This window comes from Xylanibacter sp. (assembly GCF_057607445.1).
This window is the reverse complement of record NZ_DBLZAX010000003.1, coordinates 1-24,848: the sequence shown is the minus strand read 5'-3', so window position 1 is coordinate 24,848 and position 24,848 is coordinate 1. Positions and strand designations below refer to the sequence as shown.

Annotated in this window: 17 protein-coding genes and 2 pseudogenes; 8 read left to right on the top strand and 11 right to left on the bottom strand. The window is 49.0% G+C overall.

All coding sequences use genetic code 11. The features are described from left to right. Window positions 1-545 precede the first annotated feature (545 nt). Window positions 546-2,294: a polysaccharide lyase gene (locus ACZMIG_RS03595; protein ID WP_125105641.1), complete on the top strand. Its 1,749-nt coding sequence runs from the start codon at window positions 546-548 to the stop codon at window positions 2,292-2,294. A 308-nt stretch (window positions 2,295-2,602) separates the two neighbouring features. On the opposite strand, the gene ACZMIG_RS03590 is transcribed toward ACZMIG_RS03595, so the two are convergent. The 3 genes and pseudogenes from ACZMIG_RS03590 to polA all read right to left on the bottom strand — a co-directional run bounded on the left by ACZMIG_RS03590 (window position 2,603) and on the right by polA (window position 6,710). Beyond that, complete coding sequence (locus tag ACZMIG_RS03590) at window positions 2,603-2,983, bottom strand: PAS domain-containing protein (RefSeq protein ID WP_053397859.1); 381 nt, start codon at window positions 2,981-2,983, stop codon at window positions 2,603-2,605. A gap of 96 nt (window positions 2,984-3,079) precedes the next feature. Next, window positions 3,080-3,580, bottom strand: a pseudogene (locus ACZMIG_RS03585) (plasmid pRiA4b ORF-3 family protein); the annotation flags it as partial. A 364-nt stretch (window positions 3,581-3,944) separates the two neighbouring features. Next, on the bottom strand, window positions 3,945-6,710 hold the full coding sequence (polA, locus tag ACZMIG_RS03580) for a DNA polymerase I (protein ID WP_418874228.1): 2,766 nt from the start codon (window positions 6,708-6,710) through the stop codon (window positions 3,945-3,947). Between the two features lie 87 nt (window positions 6,711-6,797). Between polA and ACZMIG_RS03575 the strand changes: the two genes are divergently transcribed. Beyond that, window positions 6,798-7,775 (top strand): polyprenyl synthetase family protein, encoded by a 978-nt coding sequence (locus ACZMIG_RS03575; protein WP_021855794.1) that lies wholly within the window; start codon window positions 6,798-6,800, stop codon window positions 7,773-7,775. 177 nt (window positions 7,776-7,952) lie between these two features. On the opposite strand, the gene ACZMIG_RS03570 is transcribed toward ACZMIG_RS03575, so the two are convergent. The 8 genes from ACZMIG_RS03570 to mnmG form a co-directional block, all read right to left on the bottom strand. Continuing rightward, window positions 7,953-8,183 (bottom strand): four helix bundle suffix domain-containing protein, encoded by a 231-nt coding sequence (locus tag ACZMIG_RS03570; protein ID WP_418874227.1) that lies wholly within the window; start codon window positions 8,181-8,183, stop codon window positions 7,953-7,955. A gap of 499 nt (window positions 8,184-8,682) precedes the next feature. Continuing rightward, window positions 8,683-9,636, bottom strand: coding sequence for a deoxyribose-phosphate aldolase (gene deoC, locus ACZMIG_RS03565; protein WP_053397842.1), 954 nt, complete (start codon window positions 9,634-9,636; stop codon window positions 8,683-8,685). 13 nt (window positions 9,637-9,649) lie between these two features. Next, window positions 9,650-9,982: a nucleotide pyrophosphohydrolase gene (locus ACZMIG_RS03560; protein ID WP_125105643.1), complete on the bottom strand. Its 333-nt coding sequence runs from the start codon at window positions 9,980-9,982 to the stop codon at window positions 9,650-9,652. A gap of 166 nt (window positions 9,983-10,148) precedes the next feature. Next, complete coding sequence (gene dtd, locus ACZMIG_RS03555; protein WP_021855790.1) at window positions 10,149-10,601, bottom strand: D-aminoacyl-tRNA deacylase; 453 nt, start codon at window positions 10,599-10,601, stop codon at window positions 10,149-10,151. A 28-nt stretch (window positions 10,602-10,629) separates the two neighbouring features. Beyond that, the gene (locus ACZMIG_RS03550) at window positions 10,630-11,412 is read right to left on the bottom strand and encodes a hypothetical protein (RefSeq protein ID WP_302330329.1); all 783 of its coding nucleotides are present in this window, start codon (window positions 11,410-11,412) and stop codon (window positions 10,630-10,632) included. A 143-nt stretch (window positions 11,413-11,555) separates the two neighbouring features. Continuing rightward, on the bottom strand, window positions 11,556-13,382 hold the full coding sequence (gene uvrC, locus ACZMIG_RS03545; RefSeq protein ID WP_125105637.1) for an excinuclease ABC subunit UvrC: 1,827 nt from the start codon (window positions 13,380-13,382) through the stop codon (window positions 11,556-11,558). Between the two features lie 415 nt (window positions 13,383-13,797). Continuing rightward, a complete protein-coding gene (locus tag ACZMIG_RS03540) occupies window positions 13,798-14,328 on the bottom strand; it encodes an adenine phosphoribosyltransferase (RefSeq protein ID WP_487889055.1) in 531 nt (176 codons plus the stop codon). 720 nt (window positions 14,329-15,048) lie between these two features. Beyond that, entirely contained in the window at window positions 15,049-16,920 is a 1,872-nt protein-coding gene (gene mnmG, locus ACZMIG_RS03535) for a tRNA uridine-5-carboxymethylaminomethyl(34) synthesis enzyme MnmG (protein ID WP_487889054.1), read from the bottom strand. A 239-nt stretch (window positions 16,921-17,159) separates the two neighbouring features. Here mnmG and ACZMIG_RS03530 point away from each other — a divergent pair, with 239 nt between their 5' ends. From ACZMIG_RS03530 to ACZMIG_RS03505, 6 genes and pseudogenes are all read left to right on the top strand, one after another. Further along, window positions 17,160-17,837: a fumarate reductase gene (locus tag ACZMIG_RS03530; RefSeq protein WP_053397838.1), complete on the top strand. Its 678-nt coding sequence runs from the start codon at window positions 17,160-17,162 to the stop codon at window positions 17,835-17,837. 52 nt (window positions 17,838-17,889) lie between these two features. Further along, window positions 17,890-19,872 carry a fumarate reductase/succinate dehydrogenase flavoprotein subunit gene (locus ACZMIG_RS03525; RefSeq protein WP_021855783.1) on the top strand — a complete coding sequence of 661 codons (1,983 nt, stop codon included), beginning with the start codon at window positions 17,890-17,892 and terminating at the stop codon, window positions 19,870-19,872. 4 nt (window positions 19,873-19,876) lie between these two features. Continuing rightward, a complete protein-coding gene (locus tag ACZMIG_RS03520) occupies window positions 19,877-20,629 on the top strand; it encodes a succinate dehydrogenase/fumarate reductase iron-sulfur subunit (RefSeq protein WP_021855782.1) in 753 nt (250 codons plus the stop codon). Between the two features lie 714 nt (window positions 20,630-21,343). Further along, the gene (locus tag ACZMIG_RS03515; RefSeq protein ID WP_021855781.1) at window positions 21,344-21,769 is read left to right on the top strand and encodes an Hsp20/alpha crystallin family protein; all 426 of its coding nucleotides are present in this window, start codon (window positions 21,344-21,346) and stop codon (window positions 21,767-21,769) included. A 465-nt stretch (window positions 21,770-22,234) separates the two neighbouring features. Beyond that, window positions 22,235-24,121 carry a helix-turn-helix domain-containing protein gene (locus ACZMIG_RS03510; protein ID WP_487889053.1) on the top strand — a complete coding sequence of 629 codons (1,887 nt, stop codon included), beginning with the start codon at window positions 22,235-22,237 and terminating at the stop codon, window positions 24,119-24,121. A 284-nt stretch (window positions 24,122-24,405) separates the two neighbouring features. Next, window positions 24,406-24,848: pseudogene (locus ACZMIG_RS03505) on the top strand (hypothetical protein); the annotation flags it as partial.

Genomic DNA, 24,848 nt, shown 5'->3' with positions numbered 1-24,848 from the left:
GCTACTCGATATATGTCATCTTGTTTTTACTCTTTTTGATTTAAATTCTCAGCCATCCAATGTCTACACCTATAGCAACCAACGATATAAATCTACAATGCAAATGTGCCGGCGGATCTGCGCTCCGCCGGAAATAAATATCAGGATTTTCAATCCGCTGTCTTCCTTTTTCTATTCAACGATAGCATGATGTAGATTAATTTGTAGAAAAAAATATGAATGTATTTCGGATCTCGGTGTAGGCTGATTATGGAAAAAATCGGAATGCTTTTCGGATCACAAATTAGCTGCGCTGACCTTCGGTTCTTATATTCTATGCTGTCGGATAACATATCCGACAGAACAATACTCTTGTTGTTTCCGGTCAATTTGTTGGCTTTAACTCCTTTAATTTCTCGATATACGTTATCTTGTTTTTACTCTTTTTGATTTAAATTCTTTAACTTTAAAAAATAAAGTATGTTAATTGTATGTTACTTTTACACTTATTCTCCGTCTAATATCGGAAATACTTGAAAATTTAATTAGGTTTAAACACGTTATATATGAAAAAATCATTGGCAATTATGGCCGCTGTGACAGGACTGTGCGCACAGCAGGCTATGGCTCAGTATCCTCAGATTACGCCCGAAGCAAAGGCTAAGTTTGAGGCTCAGCGTGCCGAGTGGGAGGCTCATTCAGACTCTGCTTGGCAGGTAGCGTTCCCCATCGTAAAGAAAGAGGCCATGGAAGGTCGCCCCTATGTGCCATGGGCATGGCGTCCTTACGACCTGAAGCAGGCCAAGATACCTGCATTCCCCGGTGCTGAGGGTGGCGGTATGTACACTGCCGGCGGACGCGGCGGCAAGGTGCTCGTCGTAACCAACCTCAACGATGACGGTCCCGGCTCATTCCGCTGGGCTTGCGAGCAGGGCGGTGCGCGCATCATCGTGTTCAACGTGTGCGGTATCATCAACCTGAAGACTCCTATCATTCTGCGCGCTCCTTACGTTACCATAGCAGGACAGACAGCTCCCGGCGACGGTGTGTGCATTGCAGGCGAGTCGTTCCAGGTGAACACTCACGACGTTATCGTGCGCCATATGCGCTTCCGCCGCGGCAACACACACGTGTGGAACCGTGAAGACTCTTTCGGCGGCAACCCCGTAGGAAACATCATGATAGACCACTGCTCTTGCGAGTGGGGACTTGACGAGAACATCTCTTTCTACCGTCACATGTTCGACATGGGCGACGGCAAGCCTTCGCGCAAGGAACCTACAGTGAACGTTACAATACAGAACACTATCTCGGCTAAGGCGCTCGACACATACAACCACGCCTTCGGCTCTACCATCGGCGGCGAGAACACCACATTCATGCGTAACCTCTGGGCCGATAACACGGGCCGTAACCCGTCAATAGGATGGGGCGGTGTGTTCAACTTCGTGAACAACATCGTCTACAACTGGGTTCACCGTACTGCCGACGGAGGCGAGTTCTCTACAATGAGCAACTTCATCAACAACTACTATAAGCCCGGACCTCTCACTCCGAAAGATTCGCCTATAGGCTACCGTATCGTCAAGGCAGAGAGCCGCAGCAAGAACCTCTTCCCGTATCAGCAGTTTGGCCGCGTGTATGCCATCGGCAACATCATGGAAGGCAACGAGGCTGTTACAAAAGACAACTGGGACGGCGGTATACAGATTGCCGACAAGGACCTGAAGGGCGAGGGCGGCGTGCCTGAGGACGTACTGGCCCTGATGAAGTCTAACGAGCCGTTCCCTATGGCTCACATGACCATCATTCCGTCTGAAAAGACATTCGACTACGTGCTCGAGAACGTAGGTGCAACGCTGCCTATACGCGACATCGTTGACCAGCGCATCATCGAGGAGGTTCGCACAGGCAAGGCTTACTATGTGAAGAAACTGCCGAAGGAGAATCCTTATGGCGACATGTGGGGACTGAGCGACAAGTCGAAGAACGAGGACGGCTTCTTCAAGTATCGCCGTCTGGACAAAGACTCTTACAAGTACGGCATCATTACAGACCCGGCTCAGATGGGCGGATATCCCGAATATAAGGGTGAGCCCCGCGTTGACACCGACGGCGACGGTATGCCCGACGAGTGGGAGATTGCCAACGGTCTTAACCCCAACGACCCGAGCGACGCCAACGGCGACTGCACAGGCGACGGATATACCAACATCGAGAAGTATATCAACGGCATCAGCACCAAGGTTAAGGTTGACTGGACTGACCTGAAGAACAACCACGACACTCTGGCCGGAAAGACAAAGCTGTTCTAATAAAAAGTAGTTAAAGAAGTTAGAGGAGTTAAAGTAGTTAAAGTCAAATGTCTTGCGGCTGTTTACGATGTCGTCAAGGCTTTATTTAAAGACTTTTAGCTACGTTAGCTCCTCTAATTTTTGTTTATGACAATGCTTCTTGCATAATCATAAGAACTAAGATAAATCTTTGTTGTATATCTTATTTTCTATTCAATTTATTTGATATTTTTAATCGGCGCTTTCCTTTTAGTGCATTTGGCTTTAATTCCTTTAACTCCTACGAAGAAAGGCATTTGGCTTTAACTACTTTAACTACTCTAACTCCTTTAACTCCTTACATAGTGCGGCATCTCCTCCGGTATCACCATCGAAATCTCTACCAGGCCGGCCACTTTGCCGTCGCGTTTCCACGTTGTCTGATATATCATTTTCTTCACTCCGTTCTTCTGTATCGTGTACGAGTTAGTGCCGTCTGTGGCCATCAGTTCGCGTATCTTGGCCTGCGACTGCGGGCTGTGACATTCGAACATGTTGTGCCCAATCAGGTCGCCGTGGCTGGCAAACGTGGCGCGCGATTTCTCGTTCATATACAGTATTTTTCCCTCTGTGTCGCACACTGTTACGGCACAGTGCATCTGCTCGGCCCATTCGTCGTCGTAGAACGGCTCAAAGAGGTCGAGGCTCTCGTCGTCAATTTCTTCTTCCATTATAAATTTCAGATTTTTAAGTTCTATGTTAATTACGTCAAGATCAAGTTTGTAGTCTTCAATGCGCTCACCCTTTTTCAGCCCCAGTTCAGCCCTTATGCGGCGCGCTTCCGCGCTATTAGGCTTCTTCTCGAGCGTTTCTTTCAGCATCTCATAGCCCATAGGTCCGCCGCAGTTTTCGGGCGGGCAGCAGCCCTTTCCGGCGGTGCATACAGGGTGAGGATAAATCACGGTCAGAATGTCCTCGAGCACTATCTCATGCACCCAGTCGTCGCCGAAGTCGTAGACATACAGCAGTTTTTGGCGGTCTGTGCCGAACACGTCGCAAAGCTTAGTTTCCTGCTCATCAAGGCTTTTTCTGTACATATTGCTGTCTACGTTGCTTAACATGTCGTCATCGTAGCATCTTGAGCTTATCTCAAAGCAGCCTCCGTAGGGCTTATCGCTGAATTTGTGCAGATGTTCGTTGTTCCATCCGAAGCTTATCTGTATTGTGTGGTGAAATTCTTCAAAAGTGCAGTTCTCTGGTATGATGACTCTTCGCCATACAGGCGGTTTCTTCACGTTCAGCAGTTTAATCTTAAATTGGTATGCCATAGGTTAGATGAAATTAGGTATTATTGTATGGCAAATATAGTGTTTTTTGGCGAATAATTAAGTGTTGAGGTGTTTAGTTTTAGCTAATTTTCTCTGCTTTTTTCTTGTTGCACGCTTATGTGCTTTTGATATAGTTTTGTCATGTCTGTTTATGTCTGCATAATGTTGCTGTATAATATTCTGATTGACAATATGTTGAGCGGTTCAGCCCATTGCGTTTCAGGTTGTCGTCAGGTTTTGGTCTTAGGGCAAGTTTTGATGTCTTTCTGATATAATTTAAAAGTGCAACAGTCGGAATTGACCGTTGCACTTGTCTTGTTTATTGGCATACCTGAATATTTCGTAATGTCATTTTCACTTAAATTTAGTGTGCTTCAAGCCAGTTGGAGCCCCAGCCGCAGTCGGCAACTAATGGTACGTTGAGCTTGTATGCGCCCTGCATCTCTTCCAAAACTATGCGTTCAACGGTCTCTTTCTCCTCAGGCACAACGCTGAAGTTGAGTTCGTCGTGCACCTGAAGAATCATCTTGGAGCGCAGATTTTCGTCCTTGAAGCGCTTGTAGATGCGCACCATGGCCACCTTAATTATGTCGGCTGCAGAGCCTTGTATAGGGGCGTTGATGGCGTTGCGCTCGGCAAAGCCGCGCACCGTGCCGTTGTGCGAATTGATGTCGGGCAGATAGCGGCGGCGACGGAAGAATGTCTCTACGTAGCCCTGTTCGCGCGCCGTCTGCTTGGCCTTCTCCATGTATTCGTGCACCTTCGGGAAGGTGATGAAGTAGCCGTCTATCAGCTGCGATGCCTCCTGCCGGCTGATGTCCAGACGCTCTGCCAGACCGAACACCGTGATGCCGTATATTATGCCGAAGTTGGCGCGCTTGGCCTTGGTGCGCTGGTCGCGCGTTACGTCGGCAATATCCTCTTTGTATATCTTTGCGGCCGTTGCGGCGTGTATGTCGTGGCCAGAACGGAAGGCCTCTATCATGTTCTCGTCGCCGCTCAGATGAGCCATCACGCGCAGCTCAATCTGACTGTAGTCGGCCGAGAAGAACAGGCAGCCCTCCTCGGGTATGAACGCCTTGCGTATCTCCTTGCCGTCCTCGCCGCGCACGGGTATGTTCTGCAGGTTAGGGTCAGACGAAGAGAGTCGGCCGGTGGCAGTGGCGGTCTGGTTGAACGATGTGTGTATGTGTCCGGTCCGCGGGTTTATCAGCTTCGGCAGCGCGTCGACGTATGTGCCTAACAGCTTCTTTAATCCTCTGTGTTCCAGTATCTTACCCACAATCTCGTGCTTTCCGCTGAGCTGTTGCAGCACCTCCTCCGATGTAACATATTGTCCCGTCTTTGTCTTCTTTGGCTTCTCCACAATCTTCAGCTTTCCGAACAATATTTCGCCAACCTGCTTGGGCGATGCTATGTTAAACTCTTCGCCCGCCAGCTCGTATATGCGCTTCTCTATGTCGCTGAGCCTCTTGGTCAGAATCTCCGACGTTTCGGCCAGCGCCGCCGTGTCTATCCTCACTCCGTTTAGCTCCATCTCGGCGAGCACTCGCACCAGCGGCATCTCTATTTCGTAGAAGAGTTGGGTTATGCCCACCTCCTCGAGTTTCGGTTCAAGATAGTTTTTCAGTCGCAGCGTGACGTCGGCGTCCTCGGCAGCATAGTCGACAATCTGCTCGGGCGGCAGGTCTCTCATCGACTTCTGCTTTTTGCCCTTCGGTCCGATAAGCTCCTCTATGTGTATGGTCTGATATCCGAGACACGTCTCTGCCATGTAGTCCATGTTGTGGCGAAGCTCGGGTTGGATGAGGTAGTGGGCTATCATCGTGTCGAACAGTTGACCTGCCACGCACACGCCGTAGCTTGCCAGCACCTCCATGTCGTACTTGATGTTTTGTCCTACTTTGACGATTTCGGGGTTTTCGTATAGCGGTTTAAATATGTTAACTATCTTTTGCGCTTCTTCACGATTGGCAGGAACGGGCACGTAGAAGGCCTCAAATTCCTTCACAGAGAAGCTCAAACCGACCAATTCGGCATCGATTGCGCTCGTTGAAGTGGTTTCTGTGTCTAGACTGAGAATTTTTTTTGTCATGAAAAAATCACAGATTTTCTTCATTTCTTCCTCATTATCAATGAGTTTGTATGTGTGAGGCAGTTCGTTTAACGCTCTCAGACTAGCGTTTTTTGAAAAAACTTGGCCGTCGGTCGGATTTTCTGCGAATAAATCGAGTTGAATTTGAACGCTTTTTTTATTATTTTCAGCTTTGTTAAGAAACTTGTCTGCGAGCGTCTTAAACTCCAGTTCGGTGAAGATTTTGCGCAGTTCGTCGGCGTCGGGCTCGCTCACCTTCAGTTCGTCGAGGTTGAGCTCAACCGGCACGTCGGTTTTTATCGTCGCGAGGAATTTCGAGAATTTTATCTGCTCGGCATTCTCTTCAACTTTTTTCTTCAGTGCACCCTTCAGCTTGTCGGTCTGCTCGAGCAGCTGCTCCACGCTGCCAAACTCGTTGATAAGTTTCACGGCAGTCTTCTCACCGACGCCCGGACATCCCGGAATGTTGTCGGCCGAGTCGCCCATCAGTCCAAGGAGGTCGATCACCTGACTTGTGTTTGCAATGCCATACTTGGCGCACACCTTCTCGGCGTCGAGCGTTTCGTAGCCTCCGCCGTGGCGCGGGCGGTACATCATGACGTTCTCTCTTACCAGCTGTCCGTAGTCCTTGTCGGGCGTAAGCATATATGTCATCACGCCTTCAGCCCCGGCCTTGAGCGCCAGCGTGCCTATCACGTCGTCGGCCTCGTATCCGTCGGCTTCGAGCACCGGTATGCGCATGGCCTTGAGCAGGCTTTTAATGATGGGCACAGCGCGGCGTATGTCCTCGGGCGTCTCCTCTCTCTGCGCCTTATATTCGGCGTAGGCCTCGGTGCGGAAGGTAGGGCCGTGGGGGTCGAAGGCCACTCCCAGATACGTGGGTTTTTCTTTCGTGAGCACTTCGTGCAGCGTGTTGCAGAAGCCCATCACGGCCGACGTGTTGAGCCCTTTAGAGTTGATACGGGGGTTCTTTATAAATGCGTAATACGAGCGGTATATCAGCGCGTAGGCGTCAAAAAGGAACAGCTTATCCATGTAATATGAGTTTTTTACGTGTAAAATTACTAATTTTTTAGCATTAATCCGATAAAATAATTACTTTTGTATTAAAATTGCAGCATGATGGATTATTTATCTCTTATTAAGGAGCCCATAAAAGCAGAACTCGATGACTTCATCAGTCTGTTCAACAAGTCGCTCACACATACGGACAACCTGCAGGAAGAAATCTTCAGGCGTATACGCCAGCGCGCCGGAAAGCGCATGCGCCCCATGCTAATACTGCTCATGGCCAAGAACTATGGTTCGGTGAGCAGCGCCACACTGCACGCCGCAGTGGGCCTGGAGTTGCTGCATACGGCCAGCTTGGTGCACGACGACGTGGTTGACGAGAGCACCGAGAGGCGCGGCCAGGCATCGGTCAACGCCCTGTATGACAACAAGGTGGCAGTGCTCATTGGCGACTATATCCTTTCTACGGCGCTGCTGCATGTGGCTGAGACGCACAACGAACTGATAATCAAGTATTTGGCTGAACTGGGTAGGACGCTGTCTAACGGCGAGATACTGCAGCTTACGAGCATATCCAACGAGCAGATTTCAGAAGAAATCTACTATAATGTGATACGCCAGAAGACCGCCGCGCTCTTTGAGGCATGCTGCGCAATGGGTGCGATATCTGCCGGAATGCCAGAAAGCGAGATTGGCAAGGCCATGAAATTCGGTCAGACGCTGGGCATAATCTTCCAGATAAGAGACGACATCTTCGACTATTACGACTCGTCGGAAATAGGCAAGCCTACGGGCAACGACATGGCTGAGGGCAAGCTGACGCTGCCTGCCATTTATGCCGTGAACAACTCGGCGCCAGACAGCATACGCAAGCTGGCTTACAAGGTGAAGGAGCGCACGATAACTCAGGACGAAATAGCCATCTTGGTGGACTATACCAAGGAGCACGGGGGCATTGAATATGCCGAGAAACGCATGGAGGAAATGCGCCGCGAGGCAATGGAGTTTATCGAAACTGAGGTTACTGACGACGCGCTTCGCCGCAGTCTCGAGGCCTATCTGAGCTTTGTCATTGAGAGGACAAAGTAAAGTAGGGTAGAGAGCGATAGAGAGATTTTTTGGGGATGATGTCCTATCATTGGGGTGATGATGCCTCTGACGGGAGTAATGGGACTTATGTGACTTGTAATTTGTTGAAAATCAGAGATATCAGATAGGGCGCAGAGCTTGCTGAAAGGGCAGGTTCTGCGTTTTTTTATGTGCTTATTATTGGTTCTGTCTGCGCCATTCTTTGCGTGCGGCATACATCTCTTCTTTTATTCCTCCGTGTGTGAAGAATTCGGTTTTAAGATGATCTATGAGCTTTCTCGGCGACGAGTCGGTCTGATGATTAAGGGTTATCGCTATGTTGGCTATTGTCTCGTCCGGCCTTACCGTTATTGCCTTGCGGAAATAGGTGCTGTCAGTATGCTTCTTGCATGCCATTCTTGTCTGCATGGCCTTAGTGCTGTTGACGCTCCATTGTTCAAGATTTCTTACTCTCAGATAGTCCTTATAATCAATTAAAAGTTCCTTCAGACTGGCTTTCGCAACGTTTGTAAGCTTCAGTTCGGTCTCTCTCCAGGTGCTGCTTGCTGCGCTTCCTTCGGCAATATTCTACTTGCCCGAGCGTGCAGCCAGAATCATCTGGTCAATTGTTCGGTCGGCCTTGTCGAGATATTTATGCGCAAAATAAAAAGTGATGTCATAAATGCATTCAGCCTTCTGATAAACAATAAGTTATCTTTAGTGTCCGTGCTGCTGAATACAGTTGTTTTCCATGTGTTTTTGTTGCAGGTTAAATGCCGCGTTTTGCGGCTTGTTGTTAAAGGTAAAAATGACTTATGAGGCTGTAAAACATGGCTAATCAGCTGTCAGTTAGCCTATTATGCTCATGTCGTATCAGCCCCATAAGTCTTATAGGTCCCATCATCTCCGGGCCCTCATAATCCTTCTTTTAGAAGAATTTTGTCTCTTCGCCGAGCAGTTCGCTTAGCAGCATGTTGGCCAGACGGCTTGTGCCGAGGCGGAACCACTTGTTGGTGAGCCATTTTTCGCCCAGAACCTCTTTAACGATGGTGTAGTAGATAAGTGCGTCCATCACCGAATTGATGCCTCCTGCGGGCTTAAAACCAATCTGTATGCCTGTCTCGTCGTAGTATTCCTTGATGGCCTGGCACATCACGTAAGCAGCCTCCGGCGTAGCGGCAGGCTCAAGCTTGCCCGTAGAAGTCTTGATATAGTCGGCACCGGCATACATTGCTATTATCGAAGCCTTCTTTATGTTAGAGGCTGTCTTGAGGCATCCTGTCTCGAGGATAACCTTCATCGGTGCTTCGCCGCATGCCTGTTTCAGTTCGTTGATGTCGTCGGCCACGCCCTCATAGTCGCCGCTGAGGAACTTGCCCACGGGCATAACGATGTCAATCTCCGTTGCACCGTCCTTAACGGCAAGCGCTGTCTCGGCAACCTTGACCTCGATAACGGCCTGTGAAGACGGGAAACTGCCTGACACACAGGCTATCTCAACGCCGTCGATTTCGAGCGACTCGCTCACCGTCTTGGCAAAGCATGGATATACGCAGATTGTTGCCACGTGGGGCAGGTCGGGGTAGGTGGCGTCAAACTCGTTAACCTTCTCCGTGAAAGCCAGTATGCTTTCCTCCGAGTCGGTGGTCTTGAGCGATGTCAGTTCGATGCTTCCGAAGAGGAATTTCTTTATCTCCGGCGTGTCGTTCTCGTGCACCTTCTCGGCTATAATCTTCTTTACTGCCTCGCGCACTTCTGCATCGTCGATCTCGGTGTTATATTTGCTCAGAGCCTCGTCGTATTTGCTCATTTTCGGAAACTCTGTCTCGTGCTTGTGCTCGTGTGAGCATTCGTGCTTCTTGTTGTCGTTTTCTGTTGCCATAATGATATAATTTTTAATTTTTACTTTTTAATTTTTCATTGTTTATATGCCTCGTCTTGTCGCGGCTGGTCTTCTTTTCGAGGTTCTTTCTGAGTGCCTCCGTGAGGTCAACTCCCGTCTGGTTTGCCAGGCACATCAGCACCCACAGCACGTCGGCCATCTCGTCTGCCGGGTCTTGTTCTTCGCCCTGCTTGAAGCTCTGGTCGCCATACTTGCGTGCCATGATGCGCGCCAGCTCGCCCACCTCCTCGGTGAGGCATGCCATGTTGGTCAGTTCGCTGAAGTAGCGCACGCCGTACTGCCTTATCCATTGGTCTACGAGCTGCTGTGCCTCGCGTATTGTTATGTCGTTGTCCATATATTTATGCGTTTATTTTGCCTGTAAGGCGTTTTCTCTCCTTTTGCCTATAACTATGCCGTCGGTGCTGTTTTATAGCCTCAGAGGGCCTTAAATGCGGTTTGTTGTGCTTTCTGCTGCCGTCTTGGTCTGCCTGATGCATGGGGCGTGGCTGCTATTCCTTATGTCTGGTGTCCATGCAGATGGTTACGGGACCATCGTTCACCAGCTCAACCTTCATGTCGGCTCCAAACTCTCCCGTGCCTACCTGGCGGCCTATTTCGCGGCTCAGCTTGTCGCAGAACTCGTTGTATAGCGGAATAGAAACTTCATGCTTGGCGGCATGAATCCATGATGGGCGGTTGCCTTTCTTGTAGGATGCCAGCAGGGTGAACTGGCTGATGACGAGTATCTCGCCGTTGATGGCTGTTATAGGTATGTTCATCACGCCCTGCTCGTCGTCGAAGACGCGCAGCGATGCCACCTTCTTTACCAGCCAGTCGACGTCTTCCGACGTGTCTCCTTCTGCCACTCCGAGCAGTATCATGTAGCCCTTGCCGATGGCCGACTTTACCTGTCCGTCAATCGTTACCGACGCGCGGCTTACGCGCTGTATTACTATCTTCATATCTCTTCTTTCTTTTTTTTGTTCCAGGTTATTCCCAGTTATATTTGTATATTTCGTGTGAACCGAGATTGTCGCCTAATTTGTGAAGGATGCTGTACATGCATTCTTTTGTCGATGAGTCAAGACCGATATATCCGATATAGTTCTTGTTTATGTCGCTTAAAGTTATAAAGCTGATATTCTTTTTTGTAAGACGTGAGTTGACATATTTCAGCTTACTCCAGATATTCCATGTGCCATCGTTTATCTCGTCGATTCGGTTGCTTTCTTGTGTTTGACTTAAGATGAGGTAGATGGCGTGGTAAGGAATTTTTGCATCTTCCTTGTAAGCGTACATCATAAGGCATGTAAACTCTTCTTCATCATCGAACATTATAGTAGCATAGCCTATCATGTCGTATTTGGATTCATGCTTTTGTGATAAGCTCTTCATCTTTTGCAGTACGTCGTTGTTTGATTCGCTTCCGTCGTTGCTTGAGAGGTTCAGTGTCAACACTGTGTGCATTGTTTTTTCGTCGTAGCTGTACTGCGGTAATATGATTAGTTGGCTGTCATAGCTGCCGGTGCTGTCTGTTGATGCATTGAGAAATTTTTTGTACATTATTGATGTCTTTTTGATGTCCAGGACATCGCTTTCGTCATCGTAGGCTGTATTGTGTTCTTTACTGTTTGCACCTTTTTCAGGGCTTTGTATTGTCGTGCTTTTTGATGATGAAATGTTGTTGGCTGTTATGCCGTTTGACGCGGACGGCAATGGTTGGATTAGTGACAGTAGGACAGCGCAGATTGTTATTATTTTGTTCTTTATCATAAGGCTTTGTTTTGTTGCATTCTAAATCACAAATATACTTTTTTGAGTGCGAATATCATCGTATTATATAGTTAAAGAATGTCAATGTGTATAGGCTTTTATACGCATTATGTTGTTCTTTGTATGATATTCGGTCCTTATTTTTATGTGTTTTCAAAGTGTTCAGCAATTATTTTTGCCTTAGAAGGCCCTATAATCGCTGCTATTTCTTCAATGCTTGCCTCCTTTATGCGCTTCACGGTCTTCAGTTCCTTCAGCAGCAGGTCTTTTGTCTTGGGTCCGATGCCCTTAATGTCGTCCAGTTCCGAGTGCAGCGCATGCTTGCTGCGCTTGTCGCGGTGGAAGGTTATGGCAAAGCGGTGCACCTCGTCCTGCATGTGCGTAAGCAGGTGGAAAAGCTCGCTGTCGGTCTTCATTCCGACCACTACGGGCGGCCATCCGTAGAGCAGTTCGTTGGTGCGGTGGCGGTCGTCTTTGGCCAGTCCGGCTATAGGAATGTCGAGGTGAAGTTCGCCCTCTACAACCTCTCTCACGACGCTCATCTGTCCTTGTCCGCCGTCGGTTATTATGAGGTCGGGCAGGGGCTGTCCTTCGTCGCGCAGACGGGTGTAGCGGCGCCTTACAACCTCCTGCATCGAGGCATAGTCGTCGGGGCCTGTAACCGTCTTTATTATGTATTTCCGGTAGTCTTTCTTGCTCGGTTTCATCTTCTTGAACACCACGCAGGCCGCCACGGCGTCGGTTCCGCTGATGTTAGAGTTGTCGAACATCTCTATCTGATAAGGCATCTTGGGCAGCTTCAGGGCGTTCTGAATTTCCTTCATAAGGCGCACTGATTTCTGCTCCGGATTGAGCTTTTCGGCCTGTTTGAGGCGGTCGAAACGATACTGTTTTCCGTTCATCACCGACAGGTCGAGCAGCGTCTTCTTGTCGCCTCGCTGCGGCACGGTGAACGTAACGCCTTCGAGCGTCATGTCGGGGATAAAGGGCACTATTATTTCGCGCGACGTACTGCCCACTTTCTCGCGTATTTGCAGTATTCCGAGCTGCAGAATCTCGTCTTCGCTCTCGTTCAGCTTCTTCTTCATCTCGAACGTGAAGGCCTGGTTTATGCTGCCGTTCATCACGTGGATATAGTTCACATAGGCCGTTTTTTCGTCGTCTGTTACCGAGAAAACGTCTACATTATTGATCGTGTGGCTCACCACTTCGCTCTTTGAACAGAAGTTTTCGAGCAGCAGATACTTCTGTTTTATGGCTTCTGCCTCCTCAAAACGCAGTTCTTCGGCCAGTTTCTGCATCTGCGCGAAGAGCATTTTCGACAGCTCGCGCGTGTTTCCTTTCAGTATTTCGCGCGCCTGGGCGATGCTCTCCTGATACTCCTCGTAGCTCTGCTTGCCTATGCACGGCGCGCCGCAGTTCTTGATGTGATACTCCAGGCAGGGCTTATATTTTCCCTGTTCGATGCCTTCGCGCGTTATCGGAAAGCGGCAGGTGCGCGGCTTATACAGCTTTTTTATCAGGTCGAGCACGGCATACATAGAAGGCAGATGGCTGTAAGGACCGTAATAAGAGCCCCATTTCTTGTTTATTGTACGCGTCTTGAATATGCGCGGCAGATATTCTTTAGTTACGCAGATAGAGGGGTAAGTCTTGCCGTCTTTGAGCAAAATGTTGTATTTGGGCTGATATTTCTTTATCAGACTGTTCTCGAGCAGCAGCGCGTCTTCTTCGCTGTTCACCACGGTATATGTTATGTCGTGAATCTTGCTTACAAGCACCTTGGTCTTGTATCTGTCCACTTCCTTATGAAAGTAGGACGACACGCGGTTCTTCAGGTTCTTGGCCTTGCCAACATATATTATGGTGCCGCTTTCGTCATAGTATTGATAGCTGCCCGGCTTGTCGGGCAGGTTGCTCACAATGGCCTTCAGCCGTGCCAGCCTCTTCTCGTTTTCTTCTTTAGTCATGCCGCGTAAGTGCCTTATTTAAAATGGTTTTGAAAAATTTTGTTTCACGTGAAACTTTAAATAGAGGAGTTAAAGGAGTTATGGTAGTTAGAGTAGTTAAAGCCATTTGCCTTGCCGGTTGAATACGCCTTGCCTATGTGTCCTTATTCTGTATGTAGTGAGCTTTGGCTTGATGAACATTATAGCATTATGTCTGTAGCGTTTCGGAATGATATAATGTGTCGGCATACGTAATGGTAGCTTCTATAAGGTATCAGTCTTATATCTCTGAATACTCTTTTAAAGATATAAATAATGCCCGTTATTTTGCTCTTGCAACATAAGAAGTTTTGTAATAAAGCGCGGGCTAATGGCTTTAACTCCTTAGCCCGCGCAGTGGGCGATAACTACTCTAACTTCTTTAACTCCTAAAAATTTATACCTGCAGCAGGCTTGTTATGTCTGTGTCTTCTTCGAAGTTGCTGCGGCCGTTGAGGTCTTCGTGTATAAGTTCGATGAGGAAGTTTACGTATACTTTCTTCGGGTTAAACTTCTTCACAAGGTCGTACGCAGCCTTCATGGTGCCGCCTGTAGCCAGCAGGTCGTCGTGCAGCAGCACGATGTCGTCCTCGGTGATGGCGTCCTTATGAATCTCGATAGTGTCGGTGCCATACTCCTTCGAGTAGCTCTCCTGTACGGTTTCGCCGGGCAGCTTGCCGGGCTTACGGCACAAAACAACGCCGGCGTTGAGCTTTATGGCCAGTGCAGAGGCCATGACGAAGCCGCGGCTCTCTATGCCCACAATCTTGGTTACGCCCTTGTCTTTGTACATCTCGTAAAGCTCGTCTTCCATTATCTGGAGACATTTCGGATTCTTAAACAGTGTTGTTACGTCTCTGAAATTTACTCCTTTCTGCGGAAAATCAGGAATACATCTCAGATTCTCCAATAGTGTTTTGTTGTTCATCTTTTCTTTTTAGTTACGTACTTTATACTAATATTATCTCTTGTTCGCTGTTTTCGGCGCATTGTGCGCTATATATATATTATGTGTGCGGCATGGCGTTGCGGATGTCTTGTTTTCCGGCTGCGCTGCCGCATGGTTTTTCCGCTTGCGGCGTTTTGCGGCCTTTTCGGCGCATATTCTTGCCGTGGGGCTTTTTCGTCCGTGCTTCCGCCTTTTTCGCCCGCTGTGTTGTGTTTTGTCGCTGCGGGCAGATGCTGCCGCGGCTTGTGCTGTTTCTGCTTTTTTGTCGTCAGATATTTCTGCCGAAATCGTGGCCGCATTCTTCGACGGCAGACTGCTGCCGTTGCAAAGGGCTGTTTTTCGTGGCTTTCCAAAAGGTCGTCTTTTGGCTCGCAAAAGGTGGTCTTTTGCAGCCCGAAAGGATACCTTTTGCACGCTGAAAGGCCACCTTTTAGAAAGTGGCTTTTCGGCGCCTCGGGCATCGCCTCACGGCAGCCGTCGGGGCAGGGCAGAGCCGTGCCTCGGCAGGGGCACCCTAAGGGCATAATAAGAGGAGTCAGACGTTCTGAAATATTGCTCCTTTTTATCGTGAGGAACATCAAATTTTGCCTTAAAGTAAATTTGTGTCCCGATTTTGTATCTTACTATCTTTCAGTCGGTTCCAACGTTTTCGCTTAACAAAAAATGCTCATTTTGTTTCACGTGAAACATACGGCTGTTTTACCTTTTCATCAGCACCAGCATGATGTTGATGTCGCTCGGCGAGACACCCGGAATTCGGCTTGCCTGAGCCAGCGTGTCGGGGTTGATTTTTGCAAGCTTTTGACGGGCCTCGGTCGAGAGCTGTTCCATCTCGAGATAGTTGAAATGGCCCTTTATTTTGATGTTCTCCAGGCGGTGCATTTTGTCGGCCACAATTCGCTCGCGTTCGATGTAACCCTTGTATTTCATTTTTATCTCAGCAGCCTCTGCCGTTTCATCGTTGCGGTTGGGCAGCGAGGCTATGAGCTGCTTCAGTTCGGGTACAAGTTCGGAAAGATTCTGCAGGTTAATCTGCGGACGGGCCACGAGGTCGATCAGCTTGCATCCTTCGCGCAGCGGGGTGGTGCCGAGCGACTCGAGCGCCGCGTTGATGTCCTTCGGCTTGACGTGAGTGGTGGCGCAGAAGTTTATGATGCTTTCCATCGCTTCCTTCTTCTGCATCCACCAGTCGTATCTGTCGCGCTTTGCCAATCCGAGGTTGTAGGCCTTCTCGGTCAGTCGGGCGTCGGCGTCGTCCTGTCGGAGCAGTATTCTGTATTCGGCGCGGCTTGTGAACATTCGGTAAGGTTCGTCGACGCCTTTCGTCACGAGGTCGTCAATGAGCACACCGATGTATGCCTCGTCGCGGTGAAGGATGAACGGTTCGCCGCCGCCGCATCTTATCGCCGCATTTATTCCGGCAATGGTTCCCTGGCCGCCTGCCTCCTCGTATCCTGTGGTTCCGTTCACCTGTCCGGCAAGGAACAGACCTTTTATTATCTTAGACTCGAGCGAGTGGTCGAGCTGGGTAGGGTCGAAGAAGTCATACTCGATGGCGTAGCCCGGACGGTAGACCTTGGCGTCGCGCAGCGCCGGAATTTTTCTCAGTGCTGCAATCTGCACCTCCATCGGCATGCTCGACGAGAATCCGTTGAGATACATCTCGTTGGTGGTTTCGCCTTCAGGCTCAAGGAAGAGCGGGTGTTGCTCCTTGTCGGGGAAGGTTACCAGCTTTGTTTCTATCGAGGGGCAGTAGCGCGGCCCTATGCTCTGTATCTGTCCGTTGTAGAGCGGCGAGTCGGCCAGTCCGCTTCTCAGCGTGTCGTGCACCTCCTTGTTTGTGTAGCATGTCCAGCACGGCAGCTGCCTGAGCTGTCGGTGGGGAGCCATGAAGCTGAACTGGTGGAAGTCGTTTTCGCCCTCCTGTATCTCCATGTCCTCAAAGTGCACCGACCTCATGTCTATGCGCACCGGCGTGCCGGTCTTCATCCTTGCGCTTCTTATTCCGTGGCGTGTTATGCTTTCGGTCAGGTCTTTCACGGCCGGCTCGGCTATGCGTCCGCCGGGCAGCTGCTTGCGTCCTATGTGCAGCAGTCCGTTCAGGAAGGTTCCCGCCGTTATCACCACGCTCTTGGCTCTCAGCTCAACTCCCCACACGGTCTTCACTCCCGCGGCCTCGCCGTTCTCTATTATGAGCTCGCAGGCCTCGTCCTGCCAGATGTCGAGGTTGGGCGTCGTGTCGAGCACCTCGCGCCATTTCCATATAAACTTGCCTCTGTCGCATTGTGCCCTCGGGCTCCACACGGCCGGGCCTTTTGAGCGGTTGAGCATCCTGAACTGTATGGCTGTGGCGTCGGTCACTATTGCCGTCTGTCCGCCCAGCGCGTCGATTTCCCTGACAATCTGTCCCTTTGCTATTCCGCCGATGGCCGGGTTGCAGCTCATCTGCGCAATTTTGTTCATGTCCATCGTCACAAGGCAGGTGCTTGCGCCCATGTTGGCCGAGGCCGTGGCAGCCTCGCAGCCGGCGTGTCCGCCGCCTATCACGATGACGTCATATTTAAGAAGCATATTATCCTTATAATTTTTAGAGCAATATCAATTTGGCGCAAAAGTAAGAAATTAAATTGAATTTTTGATGAAATAGTTTGATTTATCGCTAAAATAGAGTATATTTGCATCCTCATAATAAACGCTAAAATACCTAAAAGAAGGTATTGCGGCGGGGCTGACCTTGGGTTATGCAGTACACTTAAATGTAGAGAAACATTATTAATTAATACAGTTAAATACTTAAATTTCAATCATTTATGTGGTTATGTAATTCATCTATTGGAAGGAAAGTCGTGATGTCCGTAACAGGTATTGCGCTTATCCTGTTCTTGACGTTCCACATGTCAATGAACGTAGTAGCTCTTTTCTCAGGAGATGCTTACAACATGGTTTGTGAGTTCCTCGGAGCCAACTGGTATGCACTTGTTGCAACTCTGGCTCTTGCGGCTCTTGCGGTGATTCACATCGTATATGCGTTCCTGCTGACAATGCAGAACCGCCGTGCACGCGGAAACGAGCGCTACGCTGTGACAACACGTCCCTCTAAGGTGGAGTGGGCTTCTCAGAACATGCTGGTGCTCGGCATCATCGTTCTGCTCGGTCTTCTGCTTCACTTGTTCAACTTCTGGTACAACATGATGTTTGCCGAACTGACAGGCATCAGCGTTCCTCATCATCCGGCTGACGGATTTGCCTACATCGTAGACACATTCTCTTGCCCGGTTTACGTTGTGCTTTACATCATCTGGCTTGCTGCTATCTGGTTCCACCTCTCACACGGATTCTGGAGCGCAATGCAGACTTTCGGATGGAGCGGCAAGGTTTGGTTCCAGCGCTGGAAGGTCATCGGCCTGGTTTACACAACTCTCCTCATGCTGGGCTTCCTCGTTGTAGTGCTTGCTTTCGCTTTCGGATGCGCACCGAGCCTGTTGTAATTGTAGTTCAAAATGCGTAACTCAAAATTCATAATTATTTAGAAAGAATATTATGGCAAAACAAATAGATTCCAGAATACCTGAAGGTCCGATAGCTGAAAAATGGACCAACTATAAGGCACATCAGCGCCTGGTTAACCCTAAGAACAAGCTGAAGCTCGACGTTATCGTCGTAGGTACGGGTCTGGCAGGTGCCAGTGCAGCAGCCAGCCTGGGCGAGATGGGCTTCAACGTGTTGAACTTCTGCATACAGGACTCTCCGCGCCGCGCTCACTCTATCGCTGCTCAGGGCGGTATCAACGCTGCCAAGAACTATCAGAACGACGGCGACTCTGTTTACCGTCTGTTCTACGACACAGTGAAGGGTGGTGACTACCGTGCACGCGAGGCTAACGTTTACCGTCTGGCTGAGGTGTCTAACAACATCATCGACCAGTGTGTTGCACAGGGTGTTCCTTTCGCACGCGAATACGGCGGCATGCTTGCCAACCGTTCGTTCGGCGGTGCTCAGGTGTCACGTACATTCTACGCTAAGGGTCAGACAGGCCAGCAGCTGCTGCTCGGTGCCTACTCTGCACTCAGCTGCCAGATACACGCAGGCCGCGTTAAGCTCTACACACGCTACGAAATGGAAGACGTTGTGCTCGTTGACGGCCGTGCACGTGGTATCATTGCCAAGAATCTCGTAACCGGAAAGCTGGAGCGCTTCTCTGCCAACGCAGTGGTTATAGCTACCGGCGGATACGGTAACACATACTTCCTTTCAACCAACGCCATGGGCTGTAACTGTACAGCTGCCATGTCTTGCTACCGCAAGGGCGCTTACTTCGCCAATCCTTCTTACGTTCAGATCCACCCGACATGTATCCCTGTACACGGAGACAACCAGTCGAAGCTTACGCTTATGTCTGAGTCTCTGCGTAACGACGGACGTATCTGGGTGCCCAAGAAGCTTGAGGACGCCAAGGCTCTGCAGGCCGGAACAAAGAAGGGAAGCGACATTCCTGAGGAAGACCGCGACTACTATCTGGAGCGCCGCTATCCGGCATTCGGTAACCTCGTTCCCCGCGACGTTGCTTCGCGTGCTGCCAAGGAGCGCTGCGACAAGGGCTTCGGTGTTAACAACACAGGTCTGGCCGTGTTCCTCGACTTCTCTGAGAGCATCGAGCGCCTCGGCATCGACGTTGTACGCCAGCGCTACGGCAACCTCTTCGACATGTATGAGGAAATCACAGACGTCAATCCGGGCGAGCTTGCTAACGAGATTAACGGCGTGAAGTATTACAACCCGATGATGATCTATCCTGCCATCCACTATACAATGGGCGGTATCTGGGTTGACTATGAGCTCATGACAAGCATCACAGGTCTGTTCGCCATCGGCGAGTGCAACTTCTCTGACCACGGTGCCAACCGTCTGGGTGCGTCAGCTCTTATGCAGGGTCTGGCCGACGGCTACTTCGTTCTGCCTTACACCATACAGAACTATCTGGCCGACCAGTCTATCTGGCCTCGCATCTCTACCGACCTGCCCGAGTTTGAGGAGGCTGAAAAGGCCGTTCAGGCTGAAATCGACCGCCTGATGAACATCAAGGGCAAGCGCTCTGTCGACTCTATCCACAAGGAACTTGGCCACGTAATGTGGGAGTATGTGGGCATGGGCCGTACAGCCGAGGGCCTGAAGACAGGTCTCGAGAAGATCAAGAAAATACGCAAGGAGTTTGAGACCAACCTGTTTATCCCGGGCTCAAAAGAGGGTCTTAACACCGAGCTTGACAAGGCTATACACCTGCGCGACTTCATCACAATGGGCGAGCTCGTGGCTTACGACGCTCTCTCTCGTAACGAGTCATGCGGCGGTCACTTCCGTGAGGAGTACCAGACTGAGGAAGGCGAGGCTAAGCGCGACGACGAAAACTTCTTCTATGTAGGCTGCTGGGAGTACCAGGGCAGCGACGAGAAGGCGCCCGAGCTTATCAAGGAGCCTCTGCACTATGAAGCAATAAAAGTACAAACCAGAAATTATAAGAACTAAAAATATGGCAAACATTTCATTCACACTGAAATTCTGGCGTCAGAACGGACCGAAAGCCGAGGGCCATTTTGACACACGCGAGATGAAGGACATCCCCGATGATACATCTTTCCTCGAGATGCTCGACATTCTGAACGAGCAGCTCATTGAGGAAGGCAAGGAGCCGTTCGTGTTCGACCACGACTGCCGCGAGGGCATCTGCGGCATGTGCTCGCTCTACATCAACGGACATCCTCACGGCCCTAACACCGGAGCTACAACATGCCAGCTGTATATGCGTAAGTTCAAGGACGGCGACGTCATCACCGTTGAGCCGTGGCGTTCGGCTGCATTCCCTGTTATCAAGGACTGCATGGTTGACCGCGGAGCATTCGACAAGATCATACAGGCAGGCGGATATATCACCGTACGCACCGGACAGCCCCAGGACGCTAACGCCATTCTTATACCTAAAGAGGCTGCCGACGAGGCTATGGACTGCGCTACTTGTATCGGCTGCGGCGCTTGTGTTGCTGCCTGCAAGAACGGTTCTGCCATGCTTTTCGTAAGCTCTAAGGTAAGCCAGCTGGCTCTTCTGCCCCAGGGTCGTCCCGAGGCTGCCAAGCGTGCCAAGGCAATGATAATGAAGATGGAAGAGCTCGGATTCGGTAACTGCACCAACACCCGCGCCTGCGAGGCTGAGTGCCCGAAGAACGAGACCATCGCCAACATAGCCCGTCTGAACCGCGAGTTCATCAAGGCTAAGTTGAACGACTAATGGAAAGAACGCTATAAATTTATTTTTTCATAGTCTCCATGGGCGGGGCGCCGTTGTGCGCCCTGCCTTTTTTTGTGCCCCTGCCTTTCGTTTGTGCCATTAGCGGCTTTTGTCTGTTTCATTCCCGTGGGTTCTCCATGCTTGCGTTTAACGCCATCCAGCCTGCCATGCCGGCATTTTTAGTAAAATTCATGCGGTTGTCTCCGTTATAATATTTGCATGTTGTGTAATATATTGATAATCAGATGGTTATTCGTTTTATGGGCGTTCGGTTGCAAAATGCCGTGTTTCAGCCTGCGAAAGTTGCCCTTTTGGCGTGTAAAAGATATTCTTTTATGATGCAAAAGGCATCCTCTTAGAAATTGGGAGCTTGCGCGGCTTTTGCCTGCATGATGCCAAGTCTGTGCCGTAATTTAGGGCTACGGCATAACGATAGTGCATGTTTTGGTGCTGCGAAGGGTGGGGCAGGCTATCATATTCTGACAAAATGCTAGTGTTTTCGGCTCGAAAGTTTAAAAAAATTAATCTTTTCTGACATATTGTCAATGAATAATGCCAATTTGTCTAAATCTGTAAGTGGCACGCATGTTGCACTTATGTAAGCGAAAGCCTTTGGCTCAGGAGCCTCAGGCAGCCGCAAGGCGCGACCGGGATACCGGCGGGCAGGGCGGCAGAAAAATGAAAGGATTAAAAAAATTATAAGGAGGATTTATTATGTTACCAGTAATTAGCAGAAACAATTGGATGCCCGAAGTTTTCAACGACTTCTTTGACACAGACTTCATGACAAGAACTAAGGCTACGGCACCGGCCATCAACGTCAAGGAAACCGAGAAAGATTACACCGTGGAAGTGGCTGCCCCGGGAATGACCAAGGACGACTTCAACGTGAACATCGACAAGGACGGCAACCTGCACATACACATGGAGGCTCACACCGAGAAGAAAGAGGAGGACAAGAAGAGCCACTATCTGCGCCGCGAGTTTGCCTACAGCAAGTTTGAACAGACGCTGCTGCTGCCCGACGACGTTGAGAAGGAGGCTATCGCAGCCAGAGTAAACGACGGCGTGCTCACCGTAACGCTGCCTAAGATGGCTAAGCCCGAATGTCCTGCAGCACGTCAGATAGAGGTGAAATAACATCCCGTTTAGCGCCGCTTGCGGCAACTTTAAGATGAATATATCATAGCCCAAGGGCGCGGTCCGTAAGAGCCGCGCCCTTTTTTTGTGCCTTATTTAGCTTGTTTGCCTTAGTCATGGTATTCAATAGTTCACAGTCTAAGCACCCATCTGCATCCGCATCCTGCGTTGCCGCCCACGGCTTATTTCCCTGTTGTAGTGGCGCCAAGGTGACGGACGGCAGTCTTGTGAGCATTAAATATTGCGTGTCTGCCGTGCATGGAAGAGTATTGGTGAGCACCATGCTGTAAACTCGTACAGGCTAAGTTTATCCATATTTTTTTGAATAAGATAGTCGTCGGTTCGGCAATAAAAATAAAAAAAAGTATTTTTTCATTTTGTATTGCTCTCACCTTTCACTATCTTTGCTGATATTTTGGCTTTCTCTACAGGCCTTGAATATAAACGTAGAAATCATTACGGATAATGAAAATCATCATAAGCATTATAAATTCATCCTATAATCCGGCATCACAGATATCTCGGTGCCTTGGTTCGCAGCTCTCTACGGCAGAACCTGCACACGATAAGGCCGGTGCCCTTCGTACAGTTTTAAATTCTTGCTTCATGGCGTTGCGCACGCTTCTGCTTGTGCTGCTGATGCTCCTGCCCTCATGCGCCGGTGCCCGCGTGCTGGCCAAAGACTATATGACATTGGTCAAAAAGACGTCAAAGTCGTCGATAAAGAGTGTGATGAGGCAGGCCGACCGCTATCTTGAGGCAGGTCATCAGGACACGGCGCTGGTGTATTACATGGTTGTATGTAACCGTATGGACGACAAGCTGTCCGACGAAGACAAATATCATTGCGCCATGGCGTTCCTGAAGAAAGGCAACATTTATTACATGAAAGGAGGATTTGCAGATGCCCTTAAGGCCTATTTCAGCGGCTTGCGGATAATAAAGACTTGTGAAGACCAGAAAGGAATAGGACGGTTTTATAATAATATAGCAAATGTTTACTGTGCGTTCAATGAGTTGGAGAAGGCTTATACGTATTATGAGACGGGATACAAGTGCTGTAGTAAATACCGTGACCATCAAAATGAGTATAAAATATTAACGAACCTTACCATATTGAATGTACAGTTAGGAAAGACACGCGAGGCCCGTAAATGTTTTAATTTGTCTGAAAAGTTGAAGGACAAGAACAGCAAGGCTGACAATTTTATGGGGCGCTTTAATTATGGCTTGATACTTATAGCAGAGAAGAATTTCGCCCAGGCCGTCAGTAATTTCAAGAGTTTGTTGTCATATAGCTTTGATGTCGGCATGGAGCCGAGATTTATTTGTTCAGCTTATAAAAAGCTATATAAAAGCTATATGGAGCTTGGCGAGCGCGACTCTACGCTTAAATATCTCAAGCTGTGTGAAAACACTGCTGTGAAGCACGGCATTCATTATTTCTATCTTGATGTTCTTTTGGACCATGCCGACTATTTTGATGCCCAAGGCGACTACAAGTCGGCAAGCAGATACCGTGCCCGTTATCAGAAAGACAGAGACTCGGTTTACAATATACATGATTTCGATAGAGTCAAAAACGAGCAGACGCTTTATGAGATGGACAAGTATGACAAATACATAGCCTCGCTCAACGAGCGCGAGAAGGAGCGTGTGCTCACAATCTCGGCGCAAAGATACACCATAGCCGCCGTGTCTGTGGTAACGCTTGTCGTAGGGCTGCTCTTGCTTGTTGTATATAGACAGAAAAAGCGTATAGACAAGAGCTACAACAATCTGTTTGTCGTCAACCGCAACTTTGTCAATAATCAGGAGATAATGAGGCAGCGCCTGAACGATGCGGTAAGCCGTCTTAAAGAGTCGGAGGCCGAGGCCGAACAGCTTCGGGGTAGGCTGGCAGCCTATGATGCCGATGATGTAGTCAAGGATGCCGGTGTCTCAGAGCAGTCTGACGATATGGCACATAAAGCCAAGTCGGGTGGCATCAATGATGACATGCGCAGAAAGCTGCTCGATTCAGTGATTGATATAATGGAGAACACAACGGAATTTTGCCGTCCCGATTTTTCTCTTGCTCGCCTTGCCGTTTTAGTGGGCTCTAACAACAAGTATGTTTCGCTTGTAATACACGACACGTTCCATAAAAGTTTCAAGAATTATGTTAACGATTACCGCATCCATCTTGCTTGTCTGCGTATGTCCGACACAGCAGGCTATGGTTCTTATACGTTGAACGCCATAGCGGAGAGTGTAGGGTTTAAGTCGTACACAACATTTGTTGAACTTTTTCGCAAGATTGTTGGAATAACACCTTCCATGTATAGAGACAAACTGAAAGAGTCTGTTTGATACTTGCGTGTAAGGTTTTTATGCCATTTAAGATTATTTCCTGAAAATTGAAGTCTGATTGTAAATATAATCAGACTTTTTATTATTTATTATCACCGATTTTCAGAAAGTTGGATATCTTCGGTTTGCATTTGTTTAAAGCAATGCATACATTTGCAAGTGAGAAAAGTCTGCCGGACATAATGCTTTCTTGAAGATATTTGTTCTGTTTTCTGGCAGACGTAAATCGGACGATGAATATTTGTGTGAAATAATTGTTTTAAAAACTTTAAACCTTTTTGCTTATGAAAAAGATCTTCATTTTTCTAATGGCTGCTTTTACGGCATTACCGAATAATGCCAACGCAGAGAAAGGATTCAAGATCCTTGGCGAAAACATCAGCGGATGTGGAATATCACCCAACGGCCAGTACTTTGTCGGAACGTCATTAGCCACTGAGCATTCCATAAACGGAATGGACATGGAAAGCTTCATTTATAACACAAAAGACGGAACGCTTTCATGGATCACAGAGGCTGACCCGAGCGACTTCACAAAGTGTGGCAGATTTAAAGCCGTAAGCAACAATGGTATTATTTGCGGAGACGCCATCAACACAGACATTAAGCTGGCTTCTGAGGAGAACCCGATTTCTGCCGCTATATGGGAAAACGGAAAACGCACTTTATTAGAATATGGCGACTTTGACATTTCCACCATTTCAAGTTCTGCCGAAGGCGCCTTCAG